14 protein-coding genes are annotated in these 12,979 nt (G+C 70.7%); 11 read left to right on the top strand and 3 right to left on the bottom strand.

Going from position 1 to position 12,979, the window contains the following annotated elements:
* Nucleotides 1-7: 7 nt before the first annotated feature.
* The gene (locus P8627_RS15480) at nucleotides 8-997 is read left to right on the top strand and encodes a hypothetical protein (RefSeq protein WP_279965154.1); all 990 of its coding nucleotides are present in this window, start codon (nucleotides 8-10) and stop codon (nucleotides 995-997) included.
* Nucleotides 998-1,028: 31 nt separating this feature from the next.
* Here the strand turns inward: P8627_RS15480 and P8627_RS15475 are convergent, their stop codons facing one another.
* The gene (locus P8627_RS15475) at nucleotides 1,029-1,712 is read right to left on the bottom strand and encodes an ArsR/SmtB family transcription factor (RefSeq protein WP_279965153.1); all 684 of its coding nucleotides are present in this window, start codon (nucleotides 1,710-1,712) and stop codon (nucleotides 1,029-1,031) included.
* A gap of 192 nt (nucleotides 1,713-1,904) precedes the next feature.
* Here P8627_RS15475 and P8627_RS15470 point away from each other — a divergent pair, with 192 nt between their 5' ends.
* The 8 genes from P8627_RS15470 (at nucleotide 1,905) to P8627_RS15435 (ending at nucleotide 10,326) form a co-directional block, all read left to right on the top strand.
* Nucleotides 1,905-2,543 (top strand): ATP-dependent Clp protease proteolytic subunit, encoded by a 639-nt coding sequence (locus tag P8627_RS15470; RefSeq protein ID WP_279965152.1) that lies wholly within the window; start codon nucleotides 1,905-1,907, stop codon nucleotides 2,541-2,543.
* Nucleotides 2,544-2,760: 217 nt separating this feature from the next.
* A complete protein-coding gene (gene clpX / locus P8627_RS15465) occupies nucleotides 2,761-4,026 on the top strand; it encodes an ATP-dependent Clp protease ATP-binding subunit ClpX (protein WP_279965151.1) in 1,266 nt (421 codons plus the stop codon).
* A 91-nt stretch (nucleotides 4,027-4,117) separates the two neighbouring features.
* The gene (locus tag P8627_RS15460; protein WP_279965150.1) at nucleotides 4,118-5,323 is read left to right on the top strand and encodes an FAD-binding domain-containing protein; all 1,206 of its coding nucleotides are present in this window, start codon (nucleotides 4,118-4,120) and stop codon (nucleotides 5,321-5,323) included.
* Nucleotides 5,324-5,425: 102 nt separating this feature from the next.
* Entirely contained in the window at nucleotides 5,426-6,556 is a 1,131-nt protein-coding gene (locus P8627_RS15455) for an SPOR domain-containing protein (RefSeq protein ID WP_407932952.1), read from the top strand.
* Between the two features lie 51 nt (nucleotides 6,557-6,607).
* Nucleotides 6,608-7,768 carry a D-alanyl-D-alanine carboxypeptidase family protein gene (locus P8627_RS15450; protein WP_279965149.1) on the top strand — a complete coding sequence of 387 codons (1,161 nt, stop codon included), beginning with the start codon at nucleotides 6,608-6,610 and terminating at the stop codon, nucleotides 7,766-7,768.
* A 63-nt stretch (nucleotides 7,769-7,831) separates the two neighbouring features.
* Nucleotides 7,832-8,428 (top strand): dTMP kinase, encoded by a 597-nt coding sequence (gene tmk / locus P8627_RS15445; RefSeq protein ID WP_279965148.1) that lies wholly within the window; start codon nucleotides 7,832-7,834, stop codon nucleotides 8,426-8,428.
* Entirely contained in the window at nucleotides 8,425-9,480 is a 1,056-nt protein-coding gene (locus P8627_RS15440) for a DNA polymerase III subunit delta' (protein WP_279965147.1), read from the top strand. The genes tmk and P8627_RS15440 overlap by 4 nt, the downstream gene beginning before the upstream one ends.
* 51 nt (nucleotides 9,481-9,531) lie before the next feature.
* The gene (locus P8627_RS15435; protein ID WP_279965146.1) at nucleotides 9,532-10,326 is read left to right on the top strand and encodes a TatD family hydrolase; all 795 of its coding nucleotides are present in this window, start codon (nucleotides 9,532-9,534) and stop codon (nucleotides 10,324-10,326) included.
* Nucleotides 10,327-10,335: 9 nt separating this feature from the next.
* Here the strand turns inward: P8627_RS15435 and P8627_RS15430 are convergent, their stop codons facing one another.
* The gene (locus P8627_RS15430; RefSeq protein ID WP_347882302.1) at nucleotides 10,336-10,659 is read right to left on the bottom strand and encodes a lysozyme inhibitor LprI family protein; all 324 of its coding nucleotides are present in this window, start codon (nucleotides 10,657-10,659) and stop codon (nucleotides 10,336-10,338) included.
* A gap of 113 nt (nucleotides 10,660-10,772) precedes the next feature.
* Entirely contained in the window at nucleotides 10,773-11,051 is a 279-nt protein-coding gene (locus tag P8627_RS15425) for a hypothetical protein (protein WP_279965145.1), read from the bottom strand.
* Between the two features lie 134 nt (nucleotides 11,052-11,185).
* Between P8627_RS15425 and pyrC the strand changes: the two genes are divergently transcribed.
* On the top strand, nucleotides 11,186-12,196 hold the full coding sequence (pyrC, locus tag P8627_RS15420; protein ID WP_279965144.1) for a dihydroorotase: 1,011 nt from the start codon (nucleotides 11,186-11,188) through the stop codon (nucleotides 12,194-12,196).
* A gap of 48 nt (nucleotides 12,197-12,244) precedes the next feature.
* Nucleotides 12,245-12,922 carry an orotate phosphoribosyltransferase gene (locus P8627_RS15415; RefSeq protein WP_279965143.1) on the top strand — a complete coding sequence of 226 codons (678 nt, stop codon included), beginning with the start codon at nucleotides 12,245-12,247 and terminating at the stop codon, nucleotides 12,920-12,922.
* Nucleotides 12,923-12,979: the final 57 nt, after the last annotated feature.

The raw sequence follows: 12,979 nt of genomic DNA, 5'->3' as shown, positions 1-12,979 counted from the left end.
TCGCCCCATGCGCTGCAACATCCTGATCGTCGCACAGAAGGGCCGCCTCACGCATGAGGCGGCCCTCTTCGCCGCGACGCTGCGCCATAGCGCGCCCTCTTGGGCCGGCCGCCTGATCGTGGCGGAGCCGCAGCCCGGCCCGCGCTGGCCCGACGATCCGCGCATCCCCGCCGGGCCGCAGCGCGACCTGCTGGAGGAACTCGGTGCCGAGATTACGCCCTTCGAGACCTGCCATTTCGGCAGCAGCTACCCGCAGGGCAACAAGATCGAGGCGCTGGCCGCGATGCCCGAGGGGCCATTCGTGTTCTTCGACACCGACACCGTCATCACCAGCGAGCTGGCCGATCTGGAGATCGACTTCACCCGGCCCGCCGCCTCGATGAAGCGCGAGGGGACCTGGCCCGAAATCGAGATCTACGGCCCCGGCTACAACGCGATCTGGGGCGCGCTACACGCGCGGCGCGGCGGGCGGCTGGAGGACACGCTGGACCTGTCCTGGCCCGACGAGCACTGGCGGCGCTATCTCTATTTCAACGCGGGCTGGTTCTTTGGCGCCGACCCGGCCGCCTTCCACCGCGCCTTCCGCGACGCCGCGCTGATGGTCCGCGACGATCCGCCCGAGGAGATCCTCTGCCAGACGCTCGACCCCTGGCTCGACCAGGTGGCGCTGCCGCTGGCCATCCACGAACTCGGCGGCGGACGGCCCGGCGGCGCGGGCGGCATCGCCGACGGCGTGTTCGACGGCAGCCACAGCTACCACTACCGCTTCATGCCGCTGATGTACGCCACGGCGCCCGACCACGTGATCGCGGCCGTGACAGCGGCGACCGCGCCCAACCGGATCAAGAAGGTGCTGAAGGACCACGAGCCCTTCAAGCGCTTCCTCTACCAGCCCAAGGGCGCGAAGGCGCGAGCGCTGTTCGACCGCGACGACCTGCCCCGCAAGGAACAGGCGATCCGCAATAGGCTCAAGCGCGAAGGCCTCTGGGTTCGTTAGATCAGGGCCTTACAGGGCAATCTTCAAGCGGTCAGAAATTCGACAGGCTGGCCCGCGCGGCGGCGCCGTAGCGCTCCAGCACCAGCTCGGGCACCGTGCCCGCATCCGCCCCGCCCCAGTCGAAGACCACGCGACAGCCCTCCGGATCGGGCGTGAAGCGGACGGTCAGGCGGGTCCGCAGGCCGAGGCGCCAGTCGAGTACCAGCCGCTCGGGCGGCTGCGCCGTGTCGATCGCGGCCCAATCGAGCTGCGCGCCGTCGAAAGCCGTCTCGCGCAGCCGGTCGCCCACGCGGATCACCGCCTGCGGCAAAGCGCCCGCGCGCAGCGCCGAATAGCTGAGCTCGGCCACCGGCCACCAGATCGCGATGTCGTCGAGAAAGAGCCGCCACGCCTCCTCGGGCGTAAGCCGTACGGTCAGCGCGTGGATCTCGTCGTCGAGGCCCTCGGGCGCCAGCGCGCCCAGCCACTCGGTCAGGGGCTGCGCGCCGCCGGGCGCCAGCGCGTAGAGATGCCGCGTGCCCTGCGCCTCCATCGTCACGAGCCCCGCATCGAGCAACACTTTGAGATGCTGGGACACGGCCGGCCGCGTGACCGGCAGCGGCTCGGCGATCAGCGCGACGGGCAGCGCGCCGCCGCGCAACCGGTCGAGCACCGCGCGGCGGGTCGGGTCGGCCAGGGCTGTCAGGATGGCGCCGGCGCGCGTCAGGTCGGTCATGCCCGACGCTAGCCACGGCGCAGAATCGCGGTCAATCATGGCTGCGGGGCAGCGCGGCAACGGGCGTTCCCCCGCCCAGACGCGCCGGGCCGGGCCGCGCCCGAACGCGCGCTTGAAGCCCCCCGCCCCCGGGCATAGGTTCCGGCCCTGAGGCCGCGCGCAAGGCGCGGCAGCCGAGGCAAGGGACAGCAGATGCACGATCCAGTCGACCATTTTCAGAACAACCTCGTCCCGATGGTGGTCGAGCAGACCAGCCGGGGCGAGCGCGCCTACGACATCTTCTCGCGCCTGCTGAAGGAGCGGATCGTCTTCGTGAACGGCCCCGTCCATGACGGGATGAGCCAGCTCGTCGTGGCGCAGCTGCTGCACCTGGAGGCGGAGAACCCGTCGAAGGAAATCAGCATGTATATCAACTCGCCCGGCGGCGTGGTGACGAGCGGGCTGAGCATCTACGACACGATGCAATACATCCGCCCCGCCGTCTCGACGCTGGTCGTGGGCCAGGCCGCCTCGATGGGCTCGGTCCTGTCGGTGGCCGGCGAGAAGGGCATGCGCTTCTCGCTGCCCAACAGCCGGATCATGGTCCACCAGCCCTCGGGCGGCTACCAGGGCCAGGCCACGGATATCCTGATCCACGCCCGCGAGACCGAGAAGATCCGCAAGCAGCTCTACGACATCTACGTCAAGCACACCGGCAACGATTACGAAGAGGTCGAGAAGACGCTCGAGCGCGACCGCTTCATGTCGCCGCAGGAAGCCAAGGACTGGGGCCATATCGACGAGATCGTCGAGAGCCGCGCCGAGGCCGCCGAAGCCGTCAAGGACAGCTGATCGGCCCGGGGGCGCAGGCCGCGCCCGGCACCCTTGCCGGGCGGGCCAAACCCCTGATGCCGATGGGCGACGCGCCCCTGCGGAACCCGCGGATTTTGGCATTGTGGCCCGCCGGGATGATCCCTAGGCTCGGGTCAAGCGACTGGACGACACGCGCGGGGACCGCTCCGCCGACGACCGTTTCGGGCAGCACGGTCAGGGCCAAGGAGGCACGACGATGGCCAATTCCACCTCAGGCGACAGCAAGAACACGCTGTATTGCAGCTTCTGCGGGAAGTCTCAGCACGAGGTCCGCAAGCTGATCGCCGGACCCACGGTGTTCATCTGCGACGAATGCGTCGAGCTGTGCATGGACATCATCCGCGAGGAGACGAAGGCCGCGGGCCTGAAGTCGACCGACGGCACGCCCACCCCGCGCGAGATCTGCCAGGTTCTGGACGACTACGTGATCGGGCAGGAACACGCCAAGCGCGTCCTCTCGGTCGCGGTGCACAACCATTACAAGCGGCTCGACCATTCCGGGAAATCGGACATCGAGTTGGCCAAGTCGAACATCCTGCTGATCGGGCCCACGGGCTGCGGCAAGACGCTGCTGGCGCAGACGCTGGCGCGCATCCTCGACGTGCCCTTCACCATGGCCGACGCGACCACGCTGACCGAGGCTGGCTATGTGGGCGAGGATGTCGAGAACATCATCCTGAAGCTGCTGCAGGCGTCGGAATACAATGTCGAGCGCGCGCAGCGCGGCATCGTCTATATCGACGAGGTCGATAAGATCACCCGCAAGTCCGACAACCCCTCGATCACCCGCGACGTGTCGGGCGAGGGCGTGCAGCAGGCGCTTCTGAAGATCATGGAGGGCACCGTGGCCTCCGTGCCGCCGCAGGGCGGGCGCAAGCATCCGCAGCAGGAATTCCTGCAGGTCGACACCACGAACATCCTCTTCGTCTGCGGCGGCGCCTTCGCGGGGCTCGACAAGATCATCGCGCAGCGCGGCAAAGGCTCCTCCATGGGCTTCGGCGCCGAGGTCCGCGCCCCTGACGAGAAGACGGTGGGCGAATTCTTCAAGGATCTGGAACCCGAGGATCTGCTGAAGTTCGGCCTGATCCCGGAATTCGTCGGCCGCCTGCCCGTCATCGCCACCCTGACCGATCTGGATCAGGAGGCGCTGGTGATCATCCTGACCCAGCCCAAGAACGCGCTGGTCAAGCAGTATCAACGGCTCTTCGAACTCGAGAACGTGGCGCTGACCTTCACCGACGACGCGCTGCAGGCGATCGCCAAGCGCGCGATCGAGCGCAAGACCGGTGCGCGCGGCTTGCGGTCGATCATGGAGGACATCCTGCTCGACACCATGTTCGAACTGCCGGGCATGGAGACCGTCGAGGAGGTCGTCGTGAACGAGGAGGCGGTGCGCCGCGAGGTGAAGCCGCTGCTCATCCATTCCGAGGAAAAGACCAAGGAGCCGGCCTCCGCCGGCTGACCTTCCCGCCCGAGACCTGCGACGGCCCGCCCCACCCGGCGGGCCGTTCTCGTCTCTGGCCCCCGCTCGGGCCCGCGCTAGGTCGCGGGCGATGAAGGACACTCTCCCCGCCGACCCGACATTCACCCCGACGCGCGAGGCCGGCCTGGACCGGCTGGAGGCCTTCCTGCCGCGCGCGGGCAGGACCTATGCCGCCGAGCGCAACCACGATCGGCCGGGCCATGACAACGTTTCGACCCTGTCGCCCTGGCTGCGCCACCGGGCCCTGACCGAGGCGGAGGTCGCGGGCGCGGTGCTCGAACGCTTCGCCCCCGCGACGGCCGAGAAGTTCCTCTCCGAGGTGGTCTGGCGGACCTATTTCAAGGGCCATCTGGAACGCCGCCCGGGCCTCTGGGACCAGTATCGCCGCGCCGTCCGCGCGGGCCAGGACCGGCTCGCGACCGAGAGCGGGATGCGCAAGGGCTGGGAAGCCGCCTGCGAGGGCCGCACCGGGATCGCGCCCTTTGACGACTGGGCGGCGGAGCTGGCGCGCACGGGCTATCTGCACAACCACGCGCGGATGTGGTTCGCTTCGATCTGGATCCACACGTTGGGCCTGCCCTGGGCGCTGGGCGCGGATTTCTTCATCCGCCACCTTCTGGACGGCGACCCGGCGTCGAACACGCTGTCCTGGCGCTGGGTCGCGGGGCTGCACACCAACGGCAAGCCCTACCGCGCCCGCGCCTCAAACATCGCGAAATACACCGACGACCGCTACGACGCCCGCACACTGGGCCACCAGCTCGCGACCGAGGCCCCGATCCCCGACGCCCCGCCCGCGCCCGAGCCGGGCCCGACGCCCGAAGGCGACAGCCTGCCCGCATCGGGCCGGATCGGGCTCCTGCTGCACGAAGACGACCTGCATCCCGATTTCCTGCTGGCCCGCGGGCTGGAGCCTGCCGACGTGGCCGTGCTGATCCAGCCGCAGGGCCGCTCGCCGCTGACCGTCGCCACGCAGGTGCGCGACTTCACCCGCGCGCTGGCCGAGGATGCCGCCACGCGGCTGGACGGCACCGGCCCGGTCACCGACGACCCGGCCGAGATCGCGGCCTGGGCGAAGGGCTTCGACCATCTCGTCGCGCCCCACCTGCCTACCGGCCCTGTGCGCGACGCGCTGGCGGGCACCGAGCTCGCCCCGCTTCAGCCGCTGCGCGACTGGGACGCGGCGGCCTGGCCGCACGCCCATGCCGGCTACTTCAAGGTGAAGACCAAGATGCCCGACATCTTCGAGGCGATCGCCGCCGATACCGGGGCCTGAAACCACGGGCTTCACAGATTCGCCAAGCTGCGCTAGGGTCATGCCACGGCAGGTTCGATCAACGGACCGCCGGGGCATGAGCAGAGCACGGGGCGCAGGACAGTGCGACAGGCAACCATCGGGGCGCGCGCGCCCGTTTCCACCTACCGTTATCTCTCCGGCGCGGCGTTGATCGCGCTTCTGGCAGGCTGCCAGGCGGGGCCCTTGGCCAATGCGGGCAGCGACGCCACGCGGGCCGCGCCCGTCGGCAGTTCGGTCCAGCTGATCGAACGCGACGTCGAGGCGCCGGAGGTCTTCCAGACCACCGACCGCGCGCTCTGGGATGGCCGGCCCAGCCTGGGCGGCGTTTGGGTCGCCGCACCCGACGTGACCGATCCCGAACGGGTCATCATCCGCAACGAGGAGAACGGCCGCTTCGTCATCGGCGCGCTGTTCAAGCGCGAACGCGCCAATCCCGGCCCGGTGCTGCAGCTCTCCTCGGACGCGGCCGCCGCGCTGGGCGTTCTGGCCGGTGCGCCGACGACGCTGGATATCGTGGCGCTGCGCCGCGAGGAGGTGCCGGACCCCGTGGCCGCGCCCGCCGTCTCCGCGCCCGAGCTGGCCGAGGCCGCGCCCGCCCCGCAGGAAGAGATCGTGCAGACCGCCGCCGCCCCCGAACCGCAGCCGGAACTCGACGAGGCCGAGGCGATCGTTTCGACCGCGATGGCCGCGCTCGACGCCTCCGATGCCGACGCTGACGTCGCCGCGGAGCCGCCGATGATCGAGCCCGCCGCGATGCCCGAACGGCCGCGCGGCAATTTCTTCGGCCGCCTTTTCGGCGGCAACCAGCGCCGCGCCGCGCGCGACACCGCGCCCGCGGTCGACCCGGTGCCATCCGGGTTGATCCCGGACGGGACGGAGACGCCGGTGGCCACCGCCGCCGCGCCCAGCGTCGCGACCACGCCGCTGGCCACCACCGCCTCGGGCACGCCCACGCGCGCCCCCGCCCCCGTCGCGGGGCTGGACCAGGCCTATGTCCAGATCGGCATCTTCTCGGTCGAGGAGAATGCCCGCAACACCGCCACCGCCCTGTCGGGTGCGGGCGTGCTGCCCACCGTGGTCGAGGAGCAGAGCAGCGGGCGCACCTTCTGGCGCGTCATCGTCGGCCCCGCGACCAGCGCGGGCGACCGGGCGGCGGTTATCCGCAAGGCGAAGGATCTGGGCTTCACCGACGCTTTCGCCGTCCGAAGCTAAGTCCCATATCGTCCGCAACCCGGACCGAAACGACCTATCGGAGAAGCTGAAATGCTCCGCCCCTTGATCGCCGCCCTGATCCTCGCCGCGCCGGCAGCGGCACAGGAGTTCTCCACGACCGCGGGCTCGGCCTTCGTGATCGACCACAACACCGGCACGGTGCTTCTGGAGAAGAACGCCGAGGTGCCGCTGCCGCCCGCCTCCATGTCCAAACTGATGACGCTCAACATGGTGTTCGAAGCGCTCGAGGACGGCCGGCTGTCGCTCGAGACCGAGCTTCCGGTCTCGCAGAGCGCGGCGAGCTATGGCGGCTCGACCATGTTCCTCGACCCGCGCGACCGGGTCAGCGTCGAGGACCTGATCCGCGGCGTGGTCGTGCTGTCGGGCAACGACGCGACCGCCGTTCTGGCCGAGGCGCTCAGCCCCGACGGGACCGAGGACGGCTTCTCGCAGATGATGACCGAGCGGGCGCGCGAGCTGGGGATGGAGAATTCCGTCTTCCGCAACTCGAACGGCTGGCCCGCGCCGGGTCACGTGATGTCGATGGAAGACCTGGCGATCCTGGCCGAGCGGCTGATCACCGAGTTCCCGCAATACTACCCTTATTTCGCCGAGACCGAGTTCGCCTTCGACGGCCGCTCGCCCTCGAACCGCTTCAACCGCAACCCGCTTCTGCGCCTCAATATCGGGGCCGACGGGCTGAAGACGGGACACACGCAGGAGGCGGGCTACGGGCTGGTCGGGTCGGCCGTGCAGGGCGACCGCCGCGTGACCTTCGTCATCTCCGGGATGGAGAGCGAGCGCGCCCGCGCCGAGGAGAGCGAGCGCATCGTCAATTGGGCGTTCCGGCAATATGCCGAGCACGAGCTGTTTTCCAACGGGCCCGGCCCGGTGATGGAGGCCGAGGTCTTCATGGGACAGGCCGCGACCGTGCCGCTGGTGCCGGCCGAGCCGGTGACCTGGCTCCTGCCGGTGACCGGACGCCAGCCCGTGCAGGGCGAGATCACCTATGACGGCCCGATCGCCGCCCCCATCGCGGCCGGCGACCCGGTCGCCACGCTGACGCTGAGCCATCCGGGCCTGCCGCCGCGCGAGGTGCAGCTCGTCGCCGCCGCCGACGTGGCCCGTGCGGGCCCGCTTCGCCGCATCCAGATCGCGGGCTCGCGCGTGGCGGGCGACGTGCTGGGCTCGGCCATGTCGCGGTTCGAGTGATCGGCGGCCGCGCGAGGCGACGCCCCGTTCCCCCCGGCTGCGGCCCCTGCTAAGCGGGCGGGCATGTTCATCTCGCTCGAAGGCATCGACGGCTCCGGCAAGAGCACGCAGGCACGCCTGCTGGCCGAACGCCTGCGCGATCGGGGCCACGAGGTCGTCCTGACCCGCGAGCCGGGCGGCAGCGACGGGGCCGAGGCGATCCGCCGCCTGCTGGTCGAGGGCGACCCTGACCGCTGGTCGGCGGAAACCGAGATCCTGCTTTTCAACGCGGCCCGCCGCGACCACCTGGAACGCACGATCCGGCCCGCGCTGGAACGCGGCGCCTGGGTCGTCACCGACCGCTTCGCCGATTCGACCCGCGTCTACCAGGGCGCCACGCGCGGCGAGCTGCGCGGCCTCGTGGACCGGCTGCACGAGCTGGTCATCGGCCGCGAGCCCGACCGCACCATTGTCATCGACATGGATCCCGCCGCCGCGCTCAAGCGCGGGCTGGCACGCGGCTCGGGCGAGGACCGGTTCGAGGAATTCGGGCTGGGCTTCCAGGAGAAGCTGCGCGCCGGGTTCCTGGCGCTGGCGCGCGACTTTCCCGAGCGGGTCCGCGTCGTCGACGGCATGGCCGATGCCGAGATCGTCGCCGCGCGGGTCGCGGAGGCGCTGTGAGCGCGGCCGACGCCCTGCCCGAGCCCGACCGCGCGGGCGACGCGCCGCATCCGCGCGAGACGGAGCGGCTCTTCGGTCAGGAGGCGGCGGAGGCGGCCTTTCTCGAGGCGTGGAACGGCGGGCGCATGCATCACGGCTGGCTGCTGACGGGCCCGCGCGGGGTGGGCAAGGCGACGCTGGCCTGGCGGATCGCGCGCTTCCTGCTCTGCGACCCGCCGGCACAGACCGACAGCCTCGATCCGCCGCCCGACCACCCGGCCCTGCCCCGCATCCGCGCCCTGTCCGAGCCGGGGCTGATGCTGCTGCGCCGGGCTTGGGACGAGAAGAAGAAACGCCTTCAGGCCCAAATCACCGTCGAGGAGGCGCGCAAGCTGGGTGGCTTCTTCGCCATGTCGTCGGGCGGTCGGCGCGTCGTGATCGTCGATGCCGCCGACGAGCTGAACCCCAACGCCGCGAACGCCATCCTGAAGCTTCTGGAGGAGCCGCCGGCGCAGGCGACGCTCCTGCTGGTCAGCCACCAGCCGGCGCGGCTTCTGCCGACGATCCGGTCGCGCTGCCGGGTGCTGCGGCTGGCCCCCCTGCCCCATGACGCGCTGGTGGCGGCGATCGCGCAGGCCGGCGGCGACCCGGCCGGGGCGGAGCTGGCCGAGGGGTCTGTCGGCGCGGCGCTCGCGCTGGCCGAAGGCGGGGCCGAGATCTACGCGGAACTGACCGCCCTCTTCGCCCGCGCTCCGATGGACCGGGCCCGGGCCCGCAAGCTGGCGGAAAGCTGCGCCGGCCGCGCCGGGACGGACCGGTTGCAGATGGTCCTCGATGCCGTAGACCGCCTGCTCTACCGCGCGGCGCGCGCGGGCTTGCTGGGGCCGGGCGACGGCGCCGAGGCCGAGGTGCTGGCGCGCCTGTCGCCCCACGATGCCGCCGCGCGCGACTGGGCGCGGCTCGCGCAGGAGATCGGCGACCGCGCCGGCCACGCCCGCGCCGTCAACGTGGACCCGGTCGCCATCGTCTGGGACGCCCTGGCCCGGATCGACGCGCAGGCGCGCAAGACCTGACCCGGCGCGTCCGACTTGCACGCGCCCGTCCTGCGGCCTAGCTGCGCCGCCATGGAACCGCGCATCACCGACAGCCACTGCCATCTCGATTTCCCGCAATTCGAGGGCGAGCTTCCCGACCTCCTGGACCGCGCCGCCGCCGCCGGCGTGCACCGCATGGTCACCATCTGCACCAAGCTGCGGCAGGCCGACCAGGTCCGCGCGCTGGCCGAGGCGCATGCCCCCGTCTTCTGGGCCGCCGGCACCCATCCCATGTCCGCCGCCGACGAGCCGCTGGCCTCCGTCGAGGCGCTGGAGACGCTGGCCGCGCATCCCAAAATGGTCGGCATCGGCGAGACCGGGCTCGACTATCACTACACCGCCGACAGCAAGGACCTGCAGCAGGAGAGCCTGCGCATCCATATTGAGGCCGCCCGCCGCACGAAGCTGCCGCTGATCATCCACGCGCGGGACGCCGATGACGACATGGCGCGCATCCTCACCGAGGAGCACGGCGCCGGGGCCTTCGGCTGCTTGATGCATTGCTTCAGCTCGGGGCCCGCACTGGCCGAGGCGGCGCTGGGCCTCGGCTTCTACCTGTCGATGTCGGGGATCGCCGCCTTCCCGAAGAGCGGCGCCCTGCGCGACATCTTCTCGGCCGCGCCGCTCGACCGCATCCTGGTCGAGACCGACGCGCCCTATCTCGCGCCCCCGCCTCATCGCGGCAAGCGCAACGAGCCGGGCTTCGTCGCGCATACCGCCCGCAGGGGCGCCGAGATCTTCGGGATGGATTATGCCGATTTCGCCGCGGCGACGGAGCGGAATTTCGAGCGGCTGTTCTGGAAGACGGTCCCGTCGGGCGCCTAGGCGCCGGGCCTATTCCATCCCGAAGCGCTGCAGATCCGCGATCCGGGCCTGCGTCAGCCGCAGCAGGCAGATCGCCCCGACCGTTCGCTGGGCCGGATCGCCCGCCGCCAGCATCGCCTCGGCCGCGCAGGCGGCGTCGCGATAGGGCTCCCAGGCGTCCTGCGCGGCCTGGAGCGCTTCGACCGTTGTGAGCGGCGTCTCGATCCCCGCACGGGCATTCTCGCCATCCATGACCCGCGCGCGCGTCAGGGCGAGCCGGAAGACCTCGTCCAGTTCGGCATCCGCTACCCGCCACGCCTCTTCGGCGCAGGCGTTGAGTTCCGGCTGCGTCAGGTCGGGGGCGCGGCAATCGACCTGCGGGTCGCCCTCGTCCTGGGCGCGACCGGCGAGCGCCAGGCAGGACAGGCCCGCCGCGAGACCCGCCGCGCGCAGGATCGCCGCGCCGCTCAGGGCTCGCCCCGCTGGATGCGCGTCCAGAGCCGCTTGCCGAAGAGGCCCACCAGCGCGCCGAAGGCGAGCATGAAGGCCGACGAATCGACGCCCAGGATCGCGCAGACCACCGCAGCCAGCATCAGGATGACCAGAAGCGCGGCCAGGTCGAACTCGTGATCCGAGATCGGCATGTCTCCAAGCCAAATGCTTTCGGCCCAGTCCTTCAGCACCTTCTCGGCGCGCGGGACGGCCAGCCCGGCGAGGATGCCGACGATGAGGTTGATCAGGATCATGGGCGGACCCTCCTTGCTGCGGGCTATGGTCGAGCGCCCCGACAATCGCCCAGCGCCGGGCCCCGCGCAATGGGTGGGCGCGTTCGAAGGCCCGGGCGCTGGTCAAGGGCGCGGGGGCGCGCTAGGCGATGCGCATGGACCGCCTGACCATCCGACGCCCCGACGACTGGCACTTGCATCTGCGCGACGGCGAGATGCTGAAGCTGGTCGCGCCCGAAAGCCGTCATTTCGCCCGCGCCATCATCATGCCCAACCTCGTGCCGCCGGTGGTGACCGGCGCGCAGGCCGCCGCCTATCGCGACCGCGTCTGCGAGGCGGGCTTCGCCGGGCCGCTGATGACGCTCTACCTGACCGAGACGACGGATCCCGCCGACGTGGTCGCCGCGCATCGCGACGGGATCGTCACGGCGGTGAAGCTCTATCCCGCGGGGGCCACGACGAACTCAGCCTCCGGCGTGCGCGATTTCGAGAAGGTGCGCCCGGTGCTGGCCGCGATGGAGGCGGCGGGCGTGCCGCTCTGCATCCATGGCGAGACGACGGATGGCGACGTCTTCGACCGCGAGGCGGCCTTCCTCGACCGCACGCTCGCCCCGCTGCGCGCGGCCCACCCCGCGCTGAAGATCACGCTGGAGCATGTCACGACCGCCGAGGCCGTGGCCTTCGTGCGCGAGCACGACAACATCGCCGCGACCATGACCGTCCAGCACCTGATGGCGAACCGAACCGACATGCTGTCCCACGGGATGCGGCCGCATTTCTACTGCCTGCCGATCCTCAAGCGCGACACGCACCAGGCGGCGCTGCGGGCCGCGGCCACCAGCGGCGAGGCGAAGTTCTTCCTGGGCACCGACAGCGCGCCGCACCCGACCCACGCCAAGGAGGCGACCTGCTGCGCCGCCGGCTGCTTCACCGCGCCCCATGCGCTCCCCTGCCTCGCCCATGTGTTCGAGGAGGAGGCCGCGCTGGACCGGCTTGAGGGTTTCACCTCGCTGCACGGGCCCGCCCATTACGGCCTTCCGGTCAACGAGGACAGGATCACGCTGGAGAAGGGCGCGCCCCTCGACCTGCCCGCACGGATCGAGGGCCATGGCCAGACCGTCACGCTGTTCGATCCGGGCCACCCGCTTCGCTGGCATGTCCGCTAGACCCGATCTTTCGGCCGAAAGATCGGCCCCCATCCCCGAGAGACGCCCATGATCCCCACCGCCTTTCCCCCGCCCGAGGAAATCGCCCGCCTGACCGCCCGCGCGCTTCTGGAGGTGAAAGCGGTGCATTTCAACGCGCGCGAGCCCTTCACCCTGGCCTCGGGCCTGCCCAGCCCGACCTATATCGATTGCCGGCGCCTGATCTCCTTCCCGCGCATCCGATCCGCGCTGATGGATTTCCTCGCCGTGACGGTGATGCGCGAGGCGGGATTCGAGGCCTTCGACAACGTCGCGGGCGGCGAGACGGCGGGCATTCCCTTCGCGGCTCTGGTGGCCGAGCGGCTGGGCCTGCCGATGACCTATGTGCGCAAGAAGCCGAAGGGCTACGGCCGCAACGCGCGGATCGAGGGCGCGATGACCGAGGGCCAGCGCGTCCTGCTGATCGAGGACATGACCACCGATGGCGGCTCGAAGCTGAGCTTCGTCGACGCGATCCGCGAGACGGGCGCGAGTTGCGCACATACGGGCGTGATCTTCAGCTACGGCATCTTCCCCGAAATCACGAAGACGCTGGGCGATCATGGCGTCGCGCTGCACGCCCTCGCCACCTGGTGGGACGTCCTGGCCGAGGCGAAGGCGCAGGGTCACTTCGACGCGGAGACGCTCGCCGGGGTCGAGGCGTTCCTGAACGATCCGCGCGGCTGGCAAGAGAAGCATTCCAAATAATTTCCGACGGTTACGCATCGTTCTTCATCCGGATCCGATCCGCTCACAATCTGTCCA

Source organism: Jannaschia sp. GRR-S6-38, from assembly GCF_029853695.1.
Lineage (GTDB): Bacteria > Pseudomonadota > Alphaproteobacteria > Rhodobacterales > Rhodobacteraceae > Jannaschia > Jannaschia ovalis.
The sequence above is the reverse complement of the archived record's forward strand: the minus strand, read 5'-3'. Positions and strand labels throughout refer to the sequence as shown.

What these genes read in the sequence shown, in the direction of transcription:
- P8627_RS15480 (WP_279965154.1), top strand. Translation starts at nt 8, where the DNA reads ATGCGCTGCAACATCCTGATCGTCGCACAGAAGGGCCGCCTCACGCAT.
- P8627_RS15475 (WP_279965153.1), bottom strand. Translation starts at nt 1,712, where the DNA reads ATGACCGACCTGACGCGCGCCGGCGCCATCCTGACAGCCCTGGCCGAC.
- P8627_RS15470 (WP_279965152.1), top strand. Translation starts at nt 1,905, where the DNA reads ATGCACGATCCAGTCGACCATTTTCAGAACAACCTCGTCCCGATGGTG.
- clpX (WP_279965151.1), top strand. Translation starts at nt 2,761, where the DNA reads ATGGCCAATTCCACCTCAGGCGACAGCAAGAACACGCTGTATTGCAGC.
- P8627_RS15460 (WP_279965150.1), top strand. Translation starts at nt 4,118, where the DNA reads ATGAAGGACACTCTCCCCGCCGACCCGACATTCACCCCGACGCGCGAG.
- P8627_RS15450 (WP_279965149.1), top strand. Translation starts at nt 6,608, where the DNA reads ATGCTCCGCCCCTTGATCGCCGCCCTGATCCTCGCCGCGCCGGCAGCG.
- tmk (WP_279965148.1), top strand. Translation starts at nt 7,832, where the DNA reads ATGTTCATCTCGCTCGAAGGCATCGACGGCTCCGGCAAGAGCACGCAG.
- P8627_RS15435 (WP_279965146.1), top strand. Translation starts at nt 9,532, where the DNA reads ATGGAACCGCGCATCACCGACAGCCACTGCCATCTCGATTTCCCGCAA.
- P8627_RS15425 (WP_279965145.1), bottom strand. Translation starts at nt 11,051, where the DNA reads ATGATCCTGATCAACCTCATCGTCGGCATCCTCGCCGGGCTGGCCGTC.
- pyrC (WP_279965144.1), top strand. Translation starts at nt 11,186, where the DNA reads ATGGACCGCCTGACCATCCGACGCCCCGACGACTGGCACTTGCATCTG.
- P8627_RS15415 (WP_279965143.1), top strand. Translation starts at nt 12,245, where the DNA reads ATGATCCCCACCGCCTTTCCCCCGCCCGAGGAAATCGCCCGCCTGACC.